The 20,044-nt window shown below is 29.3% G+C and carries 20 protein-coding genes; 16 read left to right on the top strand and 4 right to left on the bottom strand.

From position 1 onward, the window contains the following. The first annotated feature begins 176 nt into the window (after positions 1–176). The 7 genes from H9661_RS05815 (at position 177) to H9661_RS05845 (ending at position 6,638) form a co-directional block, all read left to right on the top strand. A complete protein-coding gene (locus H9661_RS05815) occupies positions 177–1,256 on the top strand; it encodes an AI-2E family transporter (protein WP_191767924.1) in 1,080 nt (359 codons plus the stop codon). Positions 1,257–1,299: 43 nt separating this feature from the next. Further along, on the top strand, positions 1,300–2,121 hold the full coding sequence (gene proB / locus H9661_RS05820; protein WP_143317809.1) for a glutamate 5-kinase: 822 nt from the start codon (positions 1,300–1,302) through the stop codon (positions 2,119–2,121). Continuing rightward, entirely contained in the window at positions 2,118–3,362 is a 1,245-nt protein-coding gene (locus tag H9661_RS05825) for a glutamate-5-semialdehyde dehydrogenase (protein ID WP_143317810.1), read from the top strand. Before proB ends, H9661_RS05825 begins: the two co-directional genes overlap by 4 nt. Positions 3,363–3,377: 15 nt before the next feature. Beyond that, positions 3,378–4,325 carry an alpha/beta hydrolase gene (locus tag H9661_RS05830; protein WP_191767925.1) on the top strand — a complete coding sequence of 316 codons (948 nt, stop codon included), beginning with the start codon at positions 3,378–3,380 and terminating at the stop codon, positions 4,323–4,325. A gap of 122 nt (positions 4,326–4,447) precedes the next feature. Next, the gene (locus H9661_RS05835; RefSeq protein ID WP_191767926.1) at positions 4,448–5,233 is read left to right on the top strand and encodes an SDR family NAD(P)-dependent oxidoreductase; all 786 of its coding nucleotides are present in this window, start codon (positions 4,448–4,450) and stop codon (positions 5,231–5,233) included. 12 nt (positions 5,234–5,245) lie between these two features. Next, positions 5,246–6,058: an HAD family hydrolase gene (locus H9661_RS05840; RefSeq protein WP_191767927.1), complete on the top strand. Its 813-nt coding sequence runs from the start codon at positions 5,246–5,248 to the stop codon at positions 6,056–6,058. A 58-nt stretch (positions 6,059–6,116) separates the two neighbouring features. After that, positions 6,117–6,638, top strand: a complete 522-nt coding sequence (locus tag H9661_RS05845) for a putative ABC transporter permease (RefSeq protein WP_191767928.1) — start codon at positions 6,117–6,119, stop codon at positions 6,636–6,638. A 49-nt stretch (positions 6,639–6,687) separates the two neighbouring features. On the opposite strand, the gene H9661_RS05850 is transcribed toward H9661_RS05845, so the two are convergent. Continuing rightward, on the bottom strand, positions 6,688–7,416 hold the full coding sequence (locus H9661_RS05850; protein WP_191767929.1) for a phosphatase: 729 nt from the start codon (positions 7,414–7,416) through the stop codon (positions 6,688–6,690). Positions 7,417–7,852: 436 nt separating this feature from the next. Here H9661_RS05850 and carA point away from each other — a divergent pair, with 436 nt between their 5' ends. The 3 genes from carA to H9661_RS05865 all read left to right on the top strand — a co-directional run bounded on the left by carA (position 7,853) and on the right by H9661_RS05865 (position 12,509). Then, positions 7,853–8,902, top strand: coding sequence for a glutamine-hydrolyzing carbamoyl-phosphate synthase small subunit (gene carA, locus H9661_RS05855; protein ID WP_143317816.1), 1,050 nt, complete (start codon positions 7,853–7,855; stop codon positions 8,900–8,902). A gap of 12 nt (positions 8,903–8,914) precedes the next feature. Next, positions 8,915–12,118 (top strand): carbamoyl-phosphate synthase large subunit, encoded by a 3,204-nt coding sequence (carB, locus tag H9661_RS05860; protein WP_143317817.1) that lies wholly within the window; start codon positions 8,915–8,917, stop codon positions 12,116–12,118. Positions 12,119–12,242: 124 nt separating this feature from the next. Then, positions 12,243–12,509 (top strand): hypothetical protein, encoded by a 267-nt coding sequence (locus H9661_RS05865; RefSeq protein WP_191767930.1) that lies wholly within the window; start codon positions 12,243–12,245, stop codon positions 12,507–12,509. On the opposite strand, the gene H9661_RS05870 is transcribed toward H9661_RS05865, so the two are convergent. Further along, positions 12,492–13,319 (bottom strand): HD-GYP domain-containing protein, encoded by an 828-nt coding sequence (locus H9661_RS05870; RefSeq protein ID WP_191767931.1) that lies wholly within the window; start codon positions 13,317–13,319, stop codon positions 12,492–12,494. The genes H9661_RS05865 and H9661_RS05870 overlap by 18 nt on opposite strands. A gap of 227 nt (positions 13,320–13,546) precedes the next feature. Here H9661_RS05870 and murI point away from each other — a divergent pair, with 227 nt between their 5' ends. Together murI and H9661_RS05880 are read left to right on the top strand one after the other, a co-directional pair. After that, the gene (gene murI / locus H9661_RS05875; RefSeq protein WP_143317839.1) at positions 13,547–14,305 is read left to right on the top strand and encodes a glutamate racemase; all 759 of its coding nucleotides are present in this window, start codon (positions 13,547–13,549) and stop codon (positions 14,303–14,305) included. Between the two features lie 136 nt (positions 14,306–14,441). After that, positions 14,442–14,714 carry an STAS-like domain-containing protein gene (locus H9661_RS05880; protein WP_143317820.1) on the top strand — a complete coding sequence of 91 codons (273 nt, stop codon included), beginning with the start codon at positions 14,442–14,444 and terminating at the stop codon, positions 14,712–14,714. 1,280 nt (positions 14,715–15,994) lie between these two features. Here the strand turns inward: H9661_RS05880 and H9661_RS05885 are convergent. After that, the gene (locus tag H9661_RS05885) at positions 15,995–16,642 is read right to left on the bottom strand and encodes an ATP-binding cassette domain-containing protein (protein WP_143317821.1); all 648 of its coding nucleotides are present in this window, start codon (positions 16,640–16,642) and stop codon (positions 15,995–15,997) included. A 214-nt stretch (positions 16,643–16,856) separates the two neighbouring features. After that, entirely contained in the window at positions 16,857–16,994 is a 138-nt protein-coding gene (locus H9661_RS05890; RefSeq protein WP_185966856.1) for a hypothetical protein, read from the bottom strand. Positions 16,995–17,407: 413 nt separating this feature from the next. On the opposite strand from H9661_RS05890, the gene H9661_RS05895 reads away from it, so the two are divergent. The 4 genes from H9661_RS05895 to H9661_RS05910 all read left to right on the top strand — a co-directional run bounded on the left by H9661_RS05895 (position 17,408) and on the right by H9661_RS05910 (position 20,007). Beyond that, positions 17,408–18,223, top strand: coding sequence for a helix-turn-helix domain-containing protein (locus H9661_RS05895; RefSeq protein ID WP_143317822.1), 816 nt, complete (start codon positions 17,408–17,410; stop codon positions 18,221–18,223). Between the two features lie 191 nt (positions 18,224–18,414). After that, positions 18,415–18,936 carry a peptidylprolyl isomerase gene (locus tag H9661_RS05900; protein ID WP_191767932.1) on the top strand — a complete coding sequence of 174 codons (522 nt, stop codon included), beginning with the start codon at positions 18,415–18,417 and terminating at the stop codon, positions 18,934–18,936. 14 nt (positions 18,937–18,950) lie between these two features. Beyond that, entirely contained in the window at positions 18,951–19,316 is a 366-nt protein-coding gene (locus H9661_RS05905) for a DUF3783 domain-containing protein (RefSeq protein ID WP_143317824.1), read from the top strand. A gap of 4 nt (positions 19,317–19,320) precedes the next feature. Beyond that, on the top strand, positions 19,321–20,007 hold the full coding sequence (locus tag H9661_RS05910) for a helix-turn-helix domain-containing protein (protein ID WP_143317840.1): 687 nt from the start codon (positions 19,321–19,323) through the stop codon (positions 20,005–20,007). Positions 20,008–20,044: the final 37 nt, after the last annotated feature.

Genomic DNA, 20,044 nt, shown 5'->3' on the forward strand with positions numbered 1-20,044 from the left:
ACAAACCCCTAAGTAGTACCCCCCAGATACTACATTATGTAAATTTCCAAAGCAAAAACAAAGAACGAAGTCAGCTTAGAGCTAACTTCGTTTTTATTTTTTGCATAATTATATTTATAATTTAGAATTAACATCATCAATTTGGATAAACTAACCTTAGACTAAGGGGTGTTGTTATGGTAAGAAAAAAAGTTATTATAAATTTAGTTATAGCAAATTTAATTCTTATTTTTTTATTTATGTTAAAAAAATTTCAAGTAATTAATCAATTAATACAGGTAATAGTATGGGTAATATTTGCTCCTATCATTTTTGGCGTATTTCTATTTTATATTTTAAAACCTATAAATAATTTTTTTGTTAAGAAAGGTTATAAATCTTCAATGTCAGCAACCATTATAATATTAGTTTCATTTGCTATATTAGGAGGGATAGGAACGTACTTTGGAAAGTATTTAATGGAGCAAGTTATGCAATTGAAAAAAGTAATTATAATGACGATTAATAATAAGGATGTTTTAGACATAGCTCAAGATTATCTTAAGGATAGTAGTATCAAAACTTTTGTTCAGAATATTTCTTCTGAACTTATGACATATGTGAATTTTATATTTGCGAACATTAAAGACATATTCGATAAAGGCATGATGATTTTTTCTAATATATTGCTAATTATATTGGTAACATTCTTTCTACTTAGAGATGGGGCTAACTTTAAGCCTACAGTATTAAAGTATATACCTAAAAAATATAAAGAAGTATCAGATGATATATTAAGCGAGGGAGATACGGTACTATCAACTTATATAATTGGGCAGGCAACAGTAGCTTTATCTTTAGCAACAATGGTCTTTATAGGATATAAAATTATTAAAATGCCAAGTGCATTATTATTAGCATATAGTACATTTATACTAGCATTTATTCCTTTTATAGGTTTTTTTATTTCTATGATAATCCCATATATAATTGCAACAGTGGTTGGATTTGATATGCTTGTAAAATTAACTGTAATGTTTATAACCGCCCAAACACTAAAGGGAAGAGTTATTGTTCCATTAATAATGGGAAGAGCTATGAAGATACATCCTATTACAGATATATTTCTTGTTGTAGGGGCTTCTACTATAGGCGGACCTTTAGCTGCTTTTTGTATAGTACCTATATATTCGTTGTTAAAATTGGCTTATAGGAATTTAGTCAAAAAGGGGATCTTAACTGATTTTAGTAATGTTGATAAGAGAAGTAAGGTATAGTAATATAGATATTAGAATAATAGAGAAATAAGGGGCTGTAAATATGGGTTTTCATGAAAGTTTAAAGTATGCTAATAGAATAGTAGTCAAAGTAGGTACATCAACATTAACTTATGATAATGGAAATATTAATTTAGGAAGAATTGAGAAGTTAGCTAGGGTTTTATCAGATATCCAAAACTCAGGAAGAGAAGTTGTTCTTGTTTCATCAGGAGCAATTGGGGTTGGTGTGAGCAAGTTAAAACTCAGAGAGAAGCCAAAAAGTATAAGAGAAAAGCAAGCAGTTGCAGCAGTAGGACAATGTGAGCTTATGCACATATACAGTAAGTTTTTCGGGGAGTATAGTCATACCGTTGGGCAAGTTTTATTAACTAGAGATGTTGTTGAGGATGATCATGTTAGAAGTAATGTATGTAATACTTTTGAAACATTATTAGAAAATAAAATAGTCCCTATAGTAAATGAAAATGATACTGTTTCAATAGATGAGATAGAAAATATTGTGAGGTTTGGAGATAATGATAATTTATCTGCTATAGTAGCAGGATTGTGTAAAGCAGATTTATTAATAATATTATCAGATATAGATGGCTTTTATGATGGAGATCCGAGAAGCAATAAGGATGCAAAAATGTTAAGAGTAGTAGAAGAAGTAACACAAGAACTTGAAGAATGTGCTGGTGGGGCTGGTACTAATTTGGGAACTGGTGGGATGATTACAAAACTAGCTGCTGCTAAAACTGCAGCTAGTGAAGGAGTAGATATGGTTCTGGCAAATGGTAGTGAACCATCTATACTGTTAAAAATATTGGACGGAGAAGAAGTGGGAACTTTATTTTTAGGAAGAAAGGGGCAAAGTAAATGAACAAATTAATTAGTTTAGGTCAAAGAGCGAAGGAAGCATCATATGACCTTATGAATTTAAGTACTACTGAAAAAGATAAAGCATTAATTAAAATGGCGGATAAATTATTACTACACTATGAAAACATATTAAAAGAAAACAAAAAAGATTTAGAGAATGCTATTAAAAAGGGAACTTCAAAAGCAATGTTAGATAGACTTTCTTTAGATAAAGGGAGAATTGAAGATATGGCTGATGGACTTAAACAAGTAGCCTTGTTATCAGATCCAGTTGGGGAAATTACATCTATGTGGAGAAGACCTAATGGATTACAAATAGGAAAGCAAAGAGTGCCTTTGGGGGTAATTGGAATAATATATGAGGCAAGACCAAATGTTACTTGTGATGCAGCTGGACTTTGCTTAAAAACCGGTAATGCAGTTATTTTAAGAGGCGGTAGTGAAGCAATCAATTCAAATAAAGCTATAGTTGAAGCTTTATCAGAAGGTATAAAAGAAGCTGGGTTGCCTGAAAGATCTGTTCAACTTGTTGAAGATACTAGTAGGGAAGTTGTAACTGAAATGATGAAATTGAATAATTATATAGATGTTCTTATTCCTAGAGGTGGGGCAGGACTTATACAATCTGTAGTGAAGAATGCAACTGTACCAGTGATAGAGACTGGAACCGGAAATTGTCATGTATACGTAGATGATGAATCAGATTTAGAGATGGCAAGAGATATTGTAATAAATGCTAAAACAAGTAGACCATCTGTTTGTAATGCAGAAGAGAAACTTTTAGTGCATGAAAAAATAGCAAATAAGTTTTTGCCGGTGATAATTTCAGCATTAAAAAATGAGAATGTTGAGGTTAGAGGAGATGAAAGGACTATGAAAATAGTTGATAACATCAATGAAGCTACAGAAGAAGATTGGGGAAAGGAATATAATGATTATATTATAAGTGTAAAAATTGTAAGTAGTATTGATGAAGCTATAGTACATATAAATAAATATGGAACAGGTCATTCAGAGGCTATAGTAACTAATAACTATGAAAATTCCCAAAAGTTTTTACAACGAATTGATGCAGCAGCTGTATATGTTAACGCATCTACGAGGTTTACTGATGGATATGAGTTTGGGTTCGGGGCTGAAATAGGAATTAGTACTCAAAAGCTTCATGCAAGAGGACCTATGGGACTTAATGAATTAACTACTACAAAATATATAATTTATGGAAATGGACAAATAAGATAAGGGAAAAGAATATATATGAGCAAAGTGAAGAAAGTTTTATTAATTATAATAAGTGTTGTTTTGGTGTTAGCTTTAGCTACTATAGGTGTGGCAGGAAATTATTTTTATAATTTAGCTTTAAACCCTAAAACTTCAAAGGAGAAAGTATTTGGAACTAAAGATAAGTCTGTTGAGGCTAGTAATGTTGCAGTTAGTAATTGGATAACTGATAAGTCGGGGTATAAGGATGCGTTTATAGATTCAATAGATGATTTGCAACTTCACGGATATGAAATAATAAATACAAATCCATCTAAAACTTGGGTTATAACTGTACATGGTTACATGGGACAAGGCAAGGAGATGGAAGGGTATGCAAATGCATTTTATAATATGGGATATAATGTGTTGGTTCCAGATTTAAGAGGACATGGAAAAAGTGAAGGTAAATATATAGGAATGGGATGGGATGATAGGAAAGACATCTTAAGTTGGATTGACTATATATTGCAAAAAGACAGTGATGCTAACATTGTACTGCATGGAGTTTCTATGGGTGGTGGAACTGTAATGATGACATCAGGAGAAGATTTGCCAGGCAATGTAAAAGCTATAATAGAAGATTGTGGATATACATCAGTTTGGGACGAGTTCTCATATCAACTTGATTCTTTGTTTGGGTTACCAGAATTTCCTGTGCTACAATCTGCAAGTCTAGTTAGCAAAATACGAGCGGGATATTGGCTTCAAGATGCATCAGCAATAGAACAACTTGCTAAATCAAAAACACCAATGTTATTTATTCATGGTGATAAGGATACATTTGTTCCCTACTCTATGTTAGATAAGGTTTATAATTCAGCAAATGTGGAAAAGGAAAAGTTAGTAGTTGAAGGTGCAGCTCATGCACAAGCATCAAAAACTAATCCGCAACTTTATTGGGGTACTATTAGTAAGTTTATAAAGAATTATATAGCAAATTAATTAAGAAAATTACTGTAAAGAAACACGCATTAGATTTGAGCAATGCGTGTTTCTTTATAGTAATGATACATGTATTAATGAAAACAATATAATAAGTAAAATAGAATATAAGGAATGATAGTATGAGTGAGAATAACAGGTATACATTAATAACAGGTGGTACTGAAGGAATCGGGTTAGAACTATCCAGGTTATTTGCTAAAGATAAACATAATTTAATAATTGTCGCAAGAAATAAGGAGAGGCTAGAAAAGGTTAAGAAGGAAGTTGAAAAAGAATTCAATATAGTAGCTAGAATTTTATCAATAGACTTATCTGTGAATAACTCCTGTGAAGAAATTTATAGATTTGTGGAAAAAAATAATTTCGTTGTGGATAACTTAATAAATAATGCTGGTATTGGGAGTTTTGGTTCTTTTCATGAGCTAGATATGGAAAAGGAGGAAAAACTAATTGAAATAAATATAAGATCTTTGACCAAGTTAACCAATTATTTTTTAAAGAAAATGATTGATGAAAAAACTGGTGGAATTTTAAATGTGGCATCAACTGCTGCATTTTTAGCTGGGCCTAAAATGAATATATATTATGCATCAAAGGCATATGTGTTATCATTAACAGAGGCTATACATGAAGAAGTTAAGGACTATGGAATTAGAGTAAGTTGCTTATGTCCTGGAGCCGTACAAACTGCCTTTCAAAACAAGGCTGGCATAATGAAGAATGACAAAACTAAAGGGCTAATGATGAGTCCTAAAGAAGTTGCTAGAATTGCATATAGAGATTTTAAAAAGGGAAAAGTCATTATAATTCCTGGATTCAAAAATAAGTTATTGGTATTGGGAAATAAGTTGGCATCAAGAAGTTTAGGAAGAAAAATAGTGATGCATTCAAACAAAAGCAAATAGGGGGAACTTAAGTTGGAGAAGATTTTTGAAGGATATTTATTAGTTTCAGATATGGATGGGACATTACTGAATAGCAAAAAGCAAATATCAAAGGAAAATAAGGAAGCTATAAAATACTTTGTTGAAAGAGGAGGAAAATTCACTGTAGCTACAGGAAGAATGCTTTCATCAGTAGAAGAATTTATAGATGAATTAAGTATTGATATGCCTGCAATATTACATAATGGAGCAAAGATATATGACTATAGAGAAGAAAAAGTAATATCAGAACATTCTATAGAATCTTATAGAAAAGAAGCAATAAAAAGGATTTATGAAGATTACCCTCATATTGGAATAGAAGTATTTTCAGATGAGATTGTATATATTTATAGAAGTTGTTACTTAACAGAGAGATATAAGAAGCATGACTTTAAGGTAGTATATAGTTTGCCAGATGAAATATGGGAAAAGGATTGGACAAAGGTACTACTAATAGGTAATGAAGAAGAATTAGATGCTTTAGAAGAAGAGTATAGAATGAAATATGATAAGGGAAATGCTTTTAGAAGCGGGCCAAGTTATTTTGATATAGTAGCAAATGGAATAACTAAAGGAAGGGCAGTAGAAGAACTAGTACAAATAGAAAAAATTGATCCCCAAAATGTTATAGCTGTAGGGGATAATATGAATGATATAGAAATGTTAGAGGTAGCTAGCTATGGATTTTGTATAAAAACTGGAGCAAAGAGAGCATTAGAAAAGGCAAAATATATTGCACCATCTAATGATGATCATCCTATAGCTTATGTTATTAGTTATGTAGAAGAAAAAATAAAAAAATAGAGAATTTATAAGGCTAATTTTACTAATACTAAGTTTAAATATATTAAGGAGTGTTAGTATGGATTGGCTTTTATATTTTACATTTGTTTTTGAGGTTTATTGTTTTTTAGGATGGTGCTTAGAGGAAGGATATAGTTATTACATAATGGGGCATTTTAAAAAAGATGGTTTTCTAAAAGGTCCATTTAAACCTATGTACGGGTTTGCTATATGTATTTTAATTTATTTCTATTATGTGAGAGAAGTTAGCTATATATCGTTAGCTATATTATTTATAGTAGTTCCAACGTTAATAGAATATATAAGTGGACACTTGTTAAAAAAATGTTTTGGAAAAGTGTATTGGGATTATAGCAAGATTAAATACAATTTTCAGGGAGTAATATGTGCAAGGTTTTCAATATGTTGGGCAATTTTAGTGTTTTTTACGCTAATTATATTAAATCCATTAATAGATCACATATATTTTGATTTTCTTGGTGTATTAAGCAAAGTTGTACCAGCAATAGGTATATATATGATTATAGATACTTACTTTACAGTTATACAAATATCTTATAGTAAAATTAATGCGTCCTAGAATAGAAAAGTATACTCTAATTAAGATAATTAATTAGAGTATACTTTTTTTATAAATCTAAAAGTTTTCCCTTGCTTTTTAAATGAGAAATTAATTTATTTGGGTCATTCATAATTAATTCATTTGGAAAGTTAATAGAATTAAGAAGTTCTATTGCACCATCAAAATTTCCTATACTAAAGTTTATGTGTGCATCAGAACTTAAAATTATTTTAGTTCCATGCTTCATACATAATTCAGCTATTCTTTTACAATTAACAGAACTACCTTTTCTAGAACTACCTGCGATTGAAGAATTATTCATTTCAATCATTATATTCTTTTCTCTAGCCTTTATTACTAGAGCTTCATAATCTAGTTCATAGGAAGGGTTTCCGAGATGCCCCATTATTTCAATTAATGGATTTTTATCTATTGCATTAATCATTGCTTTTGTATTTTCTTCTAAAGACATTGGGGTAAATACAGGTTCATGAAAGGATGCAATCATATAGTCTAAGAATCTTGAAGCTTCAGAAGGTAAGTCAATGTTTCCATCTACATCTGTTATGTTTGCCTCGCAGCCCTTTAATATAGTAACTCCATTTATTATTCTAGGAACGACTTTCAAGTTGCCAAAATACCAAGCATGTGGAGCGCCAGGCATTGATGGAGCATGTTCAGATGTTCCAAGAATTTTTATTCCTTTTTCAGCACAGTAATTTACGTTTTCTAAAAGAGTGGTATATGCATGACCGCTTACAATTGAATGTGTATGTAAATCTGATAAGTAATTCATATTATCCTCCTTTGATTGTTGTATACATATTTAGTATAAATCAATTGAAAATAATAATCCAATATTTAAAGAGTTCAATACTATATATAATATGTTGGAAGAACATAAACAAATTGGTCTTAATTAATTTAGCATTTACCTTGACAGTAAATAAGTAATAAACTAAAATAATAAATAGGATAAAATTAAATAAGAGGTAAAGATACACTTTAACTTGGTCCCGTGAGGCCAGAAAGGAGTCTGCAACTATGAATAGTTTTAAAAGAAATTTCATAGCTTTGTCTTTAAAGGCATTGAAAAATAATATATATAAGTATAATGGGATAGTGATGAGACCAGACTTTCTGTAGTCTCTTTATTATCCTTTTCTTTATATTCAAAAAACAATGTCGTTTAAAGTGTATTTTCCTTAAACATAATATAAGGAGGGCTAGGCATGAAAGCAAAGCTAGTTTTAGAAAATGGAATGATTTTTGAAGGTAAAGCCTTTGGATACCTAAAAGATAGCGTTGGGGAAGTAGTATTTACAACAGGTATGACAGGCTATCAAGAAATATTAACAGATCCTTCATACTATGGTCAAATAGTAACAATGACATATCCGCTAATAGGAAACTATGGAATAAACCTTGAAGATATGGAGTCGAATGGTCCAAAGGTTAAGGGATTTATAGTAAGAGAAAAATGTAATTTGCCTAATAACTTTAGATGTGAATTGGAATTAGATGACTTCTTGAAGCAAAATAAAATTGTTGGACTTGAAGGGATAGACACTAGAGCTCTTACTAAGGTTCTTAGAAATAACGGAACTATGCGAGGAATTATTGTAGTTGATGAAATAGATAGTGAAGATTTAGATAAGAAAATAAAAGAGTTCTCAACTGTAGATGCAGTTAAGAATGTTACAACAAAGAGTAACTATACAATTGATGGAGATGGAAAACATGTTGCTATAATGGATTTTGGTATAAAGCAAAATATAATAAGATGTTTTCAAAAGAGAGGATGTAAGATTACTGTTTTCAGTGCTAGTACGACAGCAGAAGAAGTTCTAGCAGTTAAACCTGATTTGGTTTTCTTATCAAATGGACCTGGAGATCCAGAAGATTTACCAGATGTTATAGAAAATATAAAAAAATTAGCTGACAAAAAGCCTTTAGTAGGAATATGTTTAGGACATCAACTTCTAGCATTAGCTTTAGGTGGAAAAACAGTGAAGTTGAAATTTGGGCATAGAGGATGTAACCATCCAGTCAAGGATTTAGAAACAAATAAGGTAACGATAACTTCGCAAAATCATGGGTATGTTGTAGAAACTTTACCAGAAGAAGTAGTAGCTACGCATATGAATATTAATGATGGGACAATTGAAGGAATGAAGCACAAGAAATTGCCAATATTCTCAGTTCAATTCCATCCAGAAGCATCAGCTGGACCTAAGGACAGTGAATATATATTTGATAAATTCATGAAATATGCATTATAGGAGGTTTTTCATATGCCATTAAATAAAGAAATAAAAAAGGTTTTAGTTATAGGGTCAGGTCCAATCATAATAGGGCAGGCGGCAGAATTCGATTATTCTGGAACGCAAGCATGTCAAGCACTTAAAGAAGAAGGAATTGAAGTTGTTCTAGTTAATTCCAATCCAGCTACTATAATGACAGATAGTGAGGTAGCAGATAAAGTTTACTTAGAACCTCTAACTATAGAATTCGTAGAAAAAGTAATAGCTAAGGAGAAACCAGATAGTTTGCTAGCTGGAATGGGTGGTCAGACAGGGCTAAATTTAGCAGTTGAATTACATGATAATGGAATTTTAGATAAATATAATGTTAAAGTAATTGGTACTTCAATAGATTCAATTAAGGAAGGTGAAGATAGAGAATTATTTAGAAATATGATGAACAGGATAGAAGAACCTGTAATCAAATCAGAAATAGTTACTGATATGCAAGCGGGGTTAGACTTTGCTGCAAAAATAGGTTATCCAGTCATAGTTAGGCCAGCATATACACTAGGAGGAACTGGTGGTGGAATTGCTGAAACTAAGGAAGAATTAGAAGAGATTTTAGAATCAGGATTACAATTAAGTACAATAGGGCAAGTACTTCTTGAAAAGTCTGTTAAGGGTTGGAAAGAAGTTGAGTATGAAGTTATGAGAGATTCTTACGGAAACTGTATTACTGTATGTAATATGGAGAATATAGATCCAGTAGGAATACATACAGGAGATAGTATAGTTGTAGCGCCATCACAAACTTTATCAGATAAGGAATATCAAATGCTTAGAACTGCATCAATAAATATAATAAATGCAGTTCAAATAGAAGGTGGTTGTAACGTTCAATTCGCTTTAAATCCAAATTCCTTTGAATATGCTGTAATTGAAATTAATCCTAGAGTATCTAGAAGTTCAGCTTTAGCATCAAAGGCAACAGGTTATCCAATAGCTAAGCTTGCAGCTAAAATAGCTTTAGGATATGGATTAGATGAAATAAAGAATGCAGTAACGCAAAAGACTTATGCATGCTTTGAGCCAGCTTTAGATTATGTAGTATGTAAGATTCCAAAGTGGCCATTTGATAAATTTTTTGGAGCAGATAGAGCACTAGGAACAAAGATGATGGCAACTGGGGAAGTGATGGCTATAGGGTCTAACTTAGAGCAGGCACTACTTAAAGGTATAAGAAGTTTAGAAATTGGGAAGTATTCTTTAGAACATAAAAAGTTTAGAGAACTTAGCATGCAAAAGTTGAAAGAAAGAGTAGTAACGCCAGATGATGAAAGAATATTTGCTTTAGCAGAGATGCTTAGAAGAGATTATAGAGTGGATAAGATATCTAAAATAACAGGAATAGATATATTCTTTATTGAAAAATTCAAGTGGATAGTTGAGGAAGAACAAAGATTAAAACTTTCTAATATAGAAGATTTAGATAAAGAATGGTTACTAAAATTAAAGAAAAAAGGTTTTTCAGATAAAGCAATTGCAGATATGTTAAAAGTAAGTCCTGAAGATGTGTACAGATTAAGAGATATATGGAACATAAAACCTTCATATAAAATGGTTGATACATGCGCAGGGGAGTTTGAAGCTTTATCACCATACTATTATTCTACTTATGATGAATATGATGAAGTAGAAGTTTCAGATAAGAAGAAGGTTATGGTAATAGGTTCAGGGCCGATTAGAATAGGGCAAGGTATAGAATTTGATTATGCATCGGTTCACTGTGTATTAGCTTTAAAGAAGATGGGAATAGAAACTGTAATAGTTAATAATAACCCTGAAACTGTAAGTACAGATTTTAATATATCAGATAAATTATATTTTGAACCATTAACGGAAGAAGATGTGTTTAATATAATAGAAAAAGAAAATCCAGATGGGGTTATTCTTCAATTTGGTGGTCAAACAGCTATTAAGCTTGCAAATTTTATGAAAGAAAAGGGAATTCCAACGCTTGGAACAACTGCAGATCAAATAGATATGGCTGAGGACAGAGAAAAGTTCGATGAATTACTTGAAAAACTTCATATTGCTAGACCTAAGGGTAAAGGTATTTGGTCAGTAGAAGAAGGGTTAGAAGAAGCTAGAAGGTTAAGGTTCCCAGTACTTGTTAGACCTTCATATGTAATTGGGGGGCAAGGTATGGAGATAACCCATGATGAAGAAGAATTAACTTATTACTTAGAAAATGCTTTTGAGAAAGATTCAAAAAATCCAATACTGATAGACAAGTATTTAATGGGAAGAGAGATAGAAGTTGATGCTATTTCAGATGGGGAAAATGTATTGATTCCAGGCATAATGGAACATTTAGAAAGAGCTGGAGTTCATTCAGGGGATAGCGTAACCATGTATCCAAGTCAAAATATCAGTGGTGATATAAAAGATAAAATATTAGAATATACTAAAAAGTTAGCTTTAGCAATTGGGATAAAAGGTATGATAAATATTCAATTCATAGAGTTTGAGGGAGAACTTTATGTAATAGAAGTTAATCCAAGAGCATCAAGAACTGTGCCATATATTAGTAAGGTAAGTAAGGTTCCAATAGTGGATCTTGCAACCAAGGTAATGCTTGGATCAAAGCTTTTAGACTTGGGATATGGAGTAGATGTGTATAAAGAACCAGAACTTGTATCAGTTAAGGTTCCAGTATTCTCGACTCAGAAGTTGCCAAATGTAGAAGTTTCATTAGGACCAGAAATGAAGTCTACAGGGGAAGTTTTAGGGGTAGGAAGAAATATTAAAGAGGCATTATATAAAGGATTTATAGCAGCGGGAATGTTACCAGGAAAAGGAGATATTCTTACAACTATAAATAAACATAATAAAGCCGAATTTTTACCAATGGCAATGGAGCTTGCTAAGCTTGGATACAAGTTTGTAGCAACAGAAGGTACATGTAATTTGCTTAAGGAAGCTGGAATAGATGCAAAAGTAGTTAGAAAACTTGATGAAAAAAGCCCTAATATACTTGATGTAATAAAAAATCAAGAGGTTGATTTAGTTGTTAATACTCCAACTAAGGGAAATGACTCAAAGAGAGATGGGTTCCTTATTAGACGAGCTGCTGTTGAAAGAAATATTGGAGTTATAACAGCATTAGATACTTTAAGAGCTATAGTTGAAGTAAAGTCAGAGGGATTAGAAAGTAATAAAGATTTAGAAGTATTTAATATAGCTGAATAAGCATTGAGCATAAAGTAATTAAAAGTTTAGGAATAAAAAATTCCTAAACTTTTTTTATTGACATGCGAACAAAGGTTCGAATATAATGAACATATAGAACAAATGTTTGGAAAGAGGCGTTTATATGAATAAAAGTGATGTTTTTGTAAAATTAAGTTTAAAAAATATCGGTGAGGTTAGAAGCCTTATTGTAGATAAAGACGGTATTGAAGGTGGTCAAAGCGGCAAATATATGATGTGTGCGGGGAAGTATGATAAAAATGGTTGGACTATAGTTTTCAAGGCCAAGGATTATAAAGAAGCTGAATATATAATTGATCACACACCATTAAATAAAAAAGAGATATACTCTAAAGAAATTATGACAATTCCTTTAAATGTGGTATGCTAACTCAACAAATAAGGGTATAAGTTTATCATCAAACATTATCCCTGAATTATTTGATATATAAGTTAATACATCATTTGTACATAAAGCAACTTTATATGGACGTGTTGAATTTAGAGCATCATAAACGTCTGCTATAGATACAATTTTAGAAAGATAATAAATTTCAGCAGAATTAAGATTATATGGGTATCCTTTTCCATCGATTCTTTCATGGTGCTGAAGGATTATAAGTGTATATTGGGAATCTATCTTTAAGTTTTTCTTCAAATAATTATATCCTATTATGGGATGCTTTTTTATGAATTGAAATTCTTCTGAAGTGAGAGAGGAGGATTTGTTTATAATATGCTTAGGAATAAATAGTTTACCAATGTCGTGAAGCAATGCTCCAATAAATAAGTCTTTTAAGTTTATCTCATCTAGACCTAGTTTTATTCCAATAATAAGAGAAATAACAGCAACATTTATACAATGCTTATAAGTGTAATTGTCCATGTTTTTAATATCTAGTAGATTATTTATCAATAGTTCATCATTTACAACATAATTTAATAAGTTTTGTGAAACTATATCAAAAAAGTTAAAGCTTTCAAACTTTCTTTCAAGTGTAGATTTAATCATATATTGGATTTCTTTTTTGCAATAAGGTTCTATTATATAAAGTGATGAAATGTTTGAGTCTTTTATTCTATTTAAAATATCGCTATTCAATAACATACCTTCCTTGAAGAGCAATCTACCATTATTATCAAAGATTGTTTTTCCTAAGAGAGAACCATTAGGTACAGATTTTACTGGAACAATTCGCATACAAACACCTCAATACTAATTAATATAGAGGATTATATCATATATTTTACAATTTTTCTATTGAGATACATAAAATGATTATATTATAGCGGGAAATGAATTCGCCTTTAATACATAATATGATTTATGATTAATAAATTAGTATATTATATAGATTTATTAATCATAAAGTAATAAAATGATTATAGAAAAAGTAATTGGAGTGATATACCTTGAATAGAAATAATATGCCAATAGGTTTTTTTGACTCAGGAGTAGGTGGACTTAGTGTATTAAGAGAAGCCATAAAACTTCTACCAAATGAGCATTTTATATATTTTGGAGATTCGAAAAATGCTCCATATGGTGTAAAAAAGGTAGAAGAGGTAAGAGAACTTACACATAAAGCAGTCGAATTTTTAATTGATAAAGGCGCTAAAGCTATTGTAATTGCATGTAATACAGCTACAAGTGCAGCAATTTCCACATTAAGAGAAACTTATACGTCAATGCCTGTAATAGGAATTGAACCAGCATTAAAACCAGCTGTAAAGTTACACAGAGATGGAGCAGTAGTTATAATGGCGACACCAGTAACATTACAAGAAAAGAAGTTTATTAATCTTATGGAGAAGTATAAAGATGAATCCGAAATAGTATCTATGCCATGTCCGGGATTAGTGGAATTTATAGAAAAGGGAAATATAGATGGAGAAGAAGTAAGACAGTATTTAGAAGAAAAGTTTAAGATATATAAAAATATTGAGATAGGATCTATAGTTTTAGGGTGTACTCATTATCCTTTTGTTAAGAATTTAATAAAAGATATATTAGGTTATGATGTACCTATAATAGATGGTGGATTTGGAACCTCTAAGGAATTAAAAAGGAAGTTAGAGGAGTTAAAGGTGTTAAGTGGTTCGGAAGAAAAAGGTGATGTGAAAATTTACAATTCGCTTGAGGGAGATAACATAATAAAAATAAGTAACAAACTATTATATAGTTAATAAAAGCATAGGGTATTTTGATAAATAAATTTTTCAAAAAAACTTTGTTAAAATGTTGACAAATAATTCTGGAGTTGCTATTATAATAGTAGAGAGAATTATCAGAATATTTAGAAATGTTTAGGGGTGAAGTTTAATGGAAATTAAGGTTAAAGAATATCTTGGAGAAAGTTTTAGCATAGAAGATGCAATATTGTTAAGAGAAACGATTATGAAAAATGAAGGGAAGAATATCACTTTAGACTTTGCAGGAATAAATTCAGTTCCTTCTACTTTTTTTAATTGCTTATTTGGAGAGCTTCTTTACAAAAGGCAAAGGAGAGAAATTTTTGACAGAATTGATGTTAAAAATTTATCAAATCCTAGCGATTATTCTAGAGTTGTTTTAGGAACTGCATTTGTAAGTTAAGATATAAATTGAGGATAGTTAGGTTGAAAAATTTAATAAAAATATAAAAATCACTATTTAGCAGGGTTAAATAGTGATTTTTTAATCTATAGAAATTAATGTGTAAAAGGTTTTAAATTATAAAATTAGATATGATTGAGCTAACAGTTATAGATCCTAAAATGGCTAGTAGCAATATAATTAATATTTCTTTATTGCTAATTGTTTTCTTAAAATTAAGTGTTTTTTCTAGGTTTGTTTTTATTATGATAGTTGATATTAAGAATAAACTAATTGATATAATGTAACTTGGCAATATTATTTTAATTGGAATTAAGATAATTAAAGGCAACAGTACGATTAAAAATATAATAAGTGATATACATATTGTATTTTTTATTTTTTCAATTCTAAACTTTTTAAAATCTTTAGGTCCATAAAAAAATATAACTTTTGATTCATCATTTTTTAATAAGTTCATATAAATCATTATAAATGAGCAAGTAAAAGATAATATGCAACTTAATAGTAAATCACTACTAGAGTTAAATGTATTTTTTACTGATACATTAGTTAATAAAATGACTAATATAGGGTCTAATAAAAGGTTTTTTCTTATTATAAATAACAAATCTTTATCATTAAATAAGAACAACATTTTTTTTGATAGTCCCATGAAATAGACAGAGTTTCCCTTAATATCATTTGGGTTTATATGTTTGAAATTTTTAAAAGTTAAATATATTGAGATAACTATAAAAATAATTATACTATACTGGTTCAAAATTTTTTCAAATGGTATTGTAATAAAGTTTTTCATATATAGGATTGTAAAGATAAGGCAACCTATATTCATACAGTTTACTAATGATAAATATTTGTTTTTATTTAATTTATTTTTAAATAAAATTATTATAAATATCAATATATTCATAACAGCTAAATAGAATGTAAATATTCCTAAATCTTGTATGGAGGTAGGAAAGATAACATATGTAACAGCAACATAAAAAGTTATTAAGTTTTTATACATATAGTAATTTTCTATATCTTTAACATTTAGCAAGGTAAAATATGTTCTATGTCTTTGAACATTTCTATCAAAATTAGATGGAATTACATGTTTTCCGCAAGCGACATATATGAAGTTTATTAAAAACAAAGTAATTTCTTTATAGTATCCAAATTTATGTTCAAGAAATTTTATTCCAAATAGTAATCCTAAGAGTACAAAGCACAAACTAATAATGTTAAAAAGGCCATATATAGAAAATCTTTTCCTTATTAGTTCTATATTTAATTTAAATACTTCTATCAAATATTTCACGCTCCATACTTGCAATATTTCTATCATTTACAATAGATTTTTTTATACTTCCTTTTTCAATTAATATAAATTTGTCGCAGATATCTACTAAGGTATCTAAAATGTGTGAAGAGATTAAAATAGTTGTTGATGATTTAATTAAACATAAATATTTTTTTAGTTTATAAATATAATTCATATCTATGCTATTAAATGGTTCATCCAATATTACAAAATCATATTTTTTTATAAACATAGGGACAAGTGTAAGTTTCTTTCTCATTCCTTGTGATAATTCTTCAATTAATGTATCTTTTTTATCTGTTAAGTCTAATTGTTCTAATATATCATTTATAGAGGTGTCGGTTTTGGAGTATTTATGTACAAAAAAAATAAATTCTTCTACAGTAAGATACTCATATATATCAATTTCCGATGGAATAAATAATATGTCCTTGGATTGCCAGTCATCTATTTGAAATGCTTCATTAGCTTTCATATAGCCAGAAAATAAGTTCATTAATGTACTCTTGCCAGCACCATTTTCTCCTACGAGGCCAATTATTGTATTTTCCTTGATTTCGATGTTTTCAATGCTTAAATGAAAATTTTCATAGTTGTGCTCTATTTTATTGATTACCATATATATACCTCCTGAATATTAGAATACCTATATTTTGTGGAAAGTTACCACAAATGGTTTAATTTTGAATTTATAGTTATATTATATAAAAAAATAAAACTATAAGTATATACCTATAATTTTATTTTTTTATATAATGATTAAATCACAATAATTCTTAATAAATTAATATATGAAATTTTTGTGATTTAATCAATATTTAATATGTTTTGAACTAATTGTTACCTAATGCTTGTTGAATTATTTGGTAAGCAGCAGCACCAGCAGAAATTAATTCTCCTTTATGCTTCCAAGCCCATTTTATTCCTCTAATACCCCATTTTCCAGCGAATTTAAGAATACTTGCCCACATAATAGCACCTCCTATTAAATATAAATAATAAAATTTGTTAACGCGTTTACAAGAGTAAGTATAATTCAATAATTGTAAAAAATATAATTATTTTCATAATATTTTTTATAATTAAAATATTTAATTATTTGTTCGTTAAAACTTAATAATGTATATAAATGAAAGGAGAAAATAGAGAATACACCTCTTTGAATTAGTTATTATTTTAAATGAACATATTTTAAAGATAAGTATTAAATAGTGAAAGTAAAAAATATTATTATAATAATATTTGCCATAGTATATTTTGATTTGACTGTACAATGAACATACACATTTCGTCTTATATTCTATGATTGTTACAATAATTAACAAAAAAGTAATGACATAAATTTGTCTTTTTGTTATTATATTGCTATAAAGGGGGCGGCATAATGGATAGTGTTGGGGGCAAGATAAGAAAAGTACGAAAAGTCAGAGGGTATAGCCAACAAAGTTTATCAGATGGAATTTGTTCACAAAGTGAGTTAAGTAAAATTGAAAATAATCAATTACTACCAAGCGCTGATTTATGCTACAAAATAGCAAATAAGTTGGATATAAATATAAGCGAATTATTAGATGATAATTTACAGGGAATAGAGATATATAAATTTAAAAATTTAACGGAATTATATTATATGAGAAAATTTGAAGAATGTTTAAATATTATAGAAACATTGGATAAAGAAAGTCTTTTAAAATACGAGCAACTGGTGAGTTATTTAAAAGGGGGATGTTACTATCATCTTAAGAAAGATTTAAAAGAAGCAACAAAATTACTAGAAAATGGGTTATTTATGACTTACACGGAATTTAAGCTAAATCCAATGCCAATAGAAATACATTTTATAAATTTGCTTGGTGTTCTATATGCGGAGAATAATAATAACATGGCAGATACTTATTTAAGCAAATGTCTAATATTAATACAAAAAAATTTGTATCAAGATATCCATTATATCAATTTTTCTAAGTGTTATTATAACATCGCAAAATATCATCTAATAAAAAAAAGATTAATAGAGGCAGAGAATGCAGCATCTAAAGGAATTGAATGGTGCTTAAAAAATCAAACACTATATAATTTGTTAGATTTATATAATTTGTTTATTGAAATATATAATAAAAGTGACAAACAGAAGTTATCTAGTAAAATGCAAAGATTAGCTAGAGCTTTAACGTCAATATATAAAATATACAAAATATAATTATACTAGTCTTTAGAATTAAATTATCTTCAATTTTATGTAATCACTAGAAAATCAAATTAGCTTAGCAAAAAATCTTCCTTATTGTGCATTGAAAATAAGCAGTTATATATATATAATAAGTATAATGAATTTATAAGGATAAATATGATAATACTAGTTATTATCAGAATTGAAGGGAGAAAAGTATTATGAAAAAACCAATAGTTACTATAAGTATGGAGAATGGTGGAATTGTTAAAGCAGAGCTTTATCCAGAAATAGCTCCAAATACAGTAAATAATTTTATAGATTTAATTAAAAGAGGATTTTATGATGGGGTAATATTCCACAGGGTGATTCCAGGTTTTATGATTCAAGGGGGTTGTCCAGAAGGAACAGGAATGGGAGGCCCTGGATATAGTATAAAAGGGGAATTTTCACGTAATGGGTTCAAAAATGAATTAAAGCATTCAAGAGGTGTTTTATCAATGGCTAGAACAATGGATCCAAATTCAGCAGGAAGTCAATTTTTTATTATGGTTAAAGATGCTCCACATTTAGATGATCAATATGCTTCATTTGGTAAAGTGATTGAGGGTATGGAAGTAGCAGATGAAATAGTAAATACAAAAAGAGATTATAATGATAAGCCATATGAAGATCAAGTTATAAAATCTATGACAGTTGAGACTTTTGGAGAAGAATATAAAGAACCAGAAATAATTGAATAGTTGAGGTGAAAGGTGTGCTAGAAAATAGTAAGTGTATTTTAGTTTATGGACTTAGTAATGAAGAACTAGAAAAACTTAAGATGGCAAACCTGAAATTTATTAATGTAACACCAGATATGGCAGATATGAAGGTTAAGGATATAATTAGTGGGATTAAGATAATAAATTATAATGAAAGTATATCTAAAGAAAGATTAATTTTATTTAATAATTGTGAATCAAAGGAATTATCCGTATTAATACCATATGCCAGGAAGATTGTTGTTGGAGTTATATTAGCTGTAGTAACACCATTAACAGAGAATTGGACATTTAAATATCTCTTAGAACATTTAATAGGAGAAAGAGAATGGATTGAAAGTAGGCAGGAAGGAAGATAGAACTATGAGTAGAGTTGGGGAGAAAATAAAGGACGCAAGATTAAAATCTGGACTTACACAAAAGGCATTAGCTAAGAAATTAGGAGTATCTGATAAATATATAAATGAAGTTGAAATTGGTAGAAAAGTGGTACCGGAAAGTTTTATTGATAAAGCAGCAAAAGTACTTAATGCTAATTTAAACGATATAAATATGGTAGTCACTGATGATGCACTAATGGAAGAAAGAAAGCAGGAAGTGGTAAAAGCTAAAGTAAGTAAAGTTTCTTCAAGAACTTTAGGAGAGACTTCAGAAGTTTGGACAGATGCTTTTTCATCAGTTTTAAAGAGAGTAAATATTTATGACTATAGTTTAAATGATATATTAGGAGGCAAAGAGTTACCTAATTACTCTAATAAGGTTGAAGGATATGTTGCTGATAAAGTTCTATACTTAAAGATAGAAGATAATGATATGTCTGGATTTAGAATTATGAAAGATGATATAGCATTTTCTCATTTAGTCAAGGAAGTAAGTAATGGGATATTCCTAATTGAGCATAAGGGTAAAAGAATTATTAGACAAATTAAACTAATAGGTAATGCGAGAGCTCTTCTTATTAGTAATGGTGGGTCTGTAATTACTGAGACAATTGAATTAAATAATATTAAAGTTATAGCGAAATTAGAAAGATTAGAGATATCTTTATAAATGCGTAAAAGAGTTGTTTAGAATAAAATTCTAAACA

Source organism: Clostridium cibarium (genome assembly GCF_014836335.1).
GTDB classification, from domain to species: Bacteria; Bacillota; Clostridia; order Clostridiales; family Clostridiaceae; genus Clostridium; species Clostridium cibarium.

Bases quoted from the DNA above. Each gene is read 5' to 3' on its own strand.
- H9661_RS05815 (WP_191767924.1), top strand. From the start codon at position 177: ATGGTAAGAAAAAAAGTTATTATAAATTTAGTTATAGCAAATTTAATT.
- proB (WP_143317809.1), top strand. From the start codon at position 1,300: ATGGGTTTTCATGAAAGTTTAAAGTATGCTAATAGAATAGTAGTCAAA.
- H9661_RS05825 (WP_143317810.1), top strand. From the start codon at position 2,118: ATGAACAAATTAATTAGTTTAGGTCAAAGAGCGAAGGAAGCATCATAT.
- H9661_RS05830 (WP_191767925.1), top strand. From the start codon at position 3,378: ATGAGCAAAGTGAAGAAAGTTTTATTAATTATAATAAGTGTTGTTTTG.
- H9661_RS05835 (WP_191767926.1), top strand. From the start codon at position 4,448: ATGAGTGAGAATAACAGGTATACATTAATAACAGGTGGTACTGAAGGA.
- H9661_RS05845 (WP_191767928.1), top strand. From the start codon at position 6,117: ATGGATTGGCTTTTATATTTTACATTTGTTTTTGAGGTTTATTGTTTT.
- H9661_RS05850 (WP_191767929.1), bottom strand. From the start codon at position 7,416: ATGAATTACTTATCAGATTTACATACACATTCAATTGTAAGCGGTCAT.
- carA (WP_143317816.1), top strand. From the start codon at position 7,853: ATGAAAGCAAAGCTAGTTTTAGAAAATGGAATGATTTTTGAAGGTAAA.
- carB (WP_143317817.1), top strand. From the start codon at position 8,915: ATGCCATTAAATAAAGAAATAAAAAAGGTTTTAGTTATAGGGTCAGGT.
- H9661_RS05865 (WP_191767930.1), top strand. From the start codon at position 12,243: ATGAATAAAAGTGATGTTTTTGTAAAATTAAGTTTAAAAAATATCGGT.
- H9661_RS05870 (WP_191767931.1), bottom strand. From the start codon at position 13,319: ATGCGAATTGTTCCAGTAAAATCTGTACCTAATGGTTCTCTCTTAGGA.
- murI (WP_143317839.1), top strand. From the start codon at position 13,547: ATGCCAATAGGTTTTTTTGACTCAGGAGTAGGTGGACTTAGTGTATTA.
- H9661_RS05880 (WP_143317820.1), top strand. From the start codon at position 14,442: ATGGAAATTAAGGTTAAAGAATATCTTGGAGAAAGTTTTAGCATAGAA.
- H9661_RS05885 (WP_143317821.1), bottom strand. From the start codon at position 16,642: ATGGTAATCAATAAAATAGAGCACAACTATGAAAATTTTCATTTAAGC.
- H9661_RS05890 (WP_185966856.1), bottom strand. From the start codon at position 16,994: ATGTGGGCAAGTATTCTTAAATTCGCTGGAAAATGGGGTATTAGAGGA.
- H9661_RS05895 (WP_143317822.1), top strand. From the start codon at position 17,408: ATGGATAGTGTTGGGGGCAAGATAAGAAAAGTACGAAAAGTCAGAGGG.
- H9661_RS05900 (WP_191767932.1), top strand. From the start codon at position 18,415: ATGAAAAAACCAATAGTTACTATAAGTATGGAGAATGGTGGAATTGTT.
- H9661_RS05910 (WP_143317840.1), top strand. From the start codon at position 19,321: ATGAGTAGAGTTGGGGAGAAAATAAAGGACGCAAGATTAAAATCTGGA.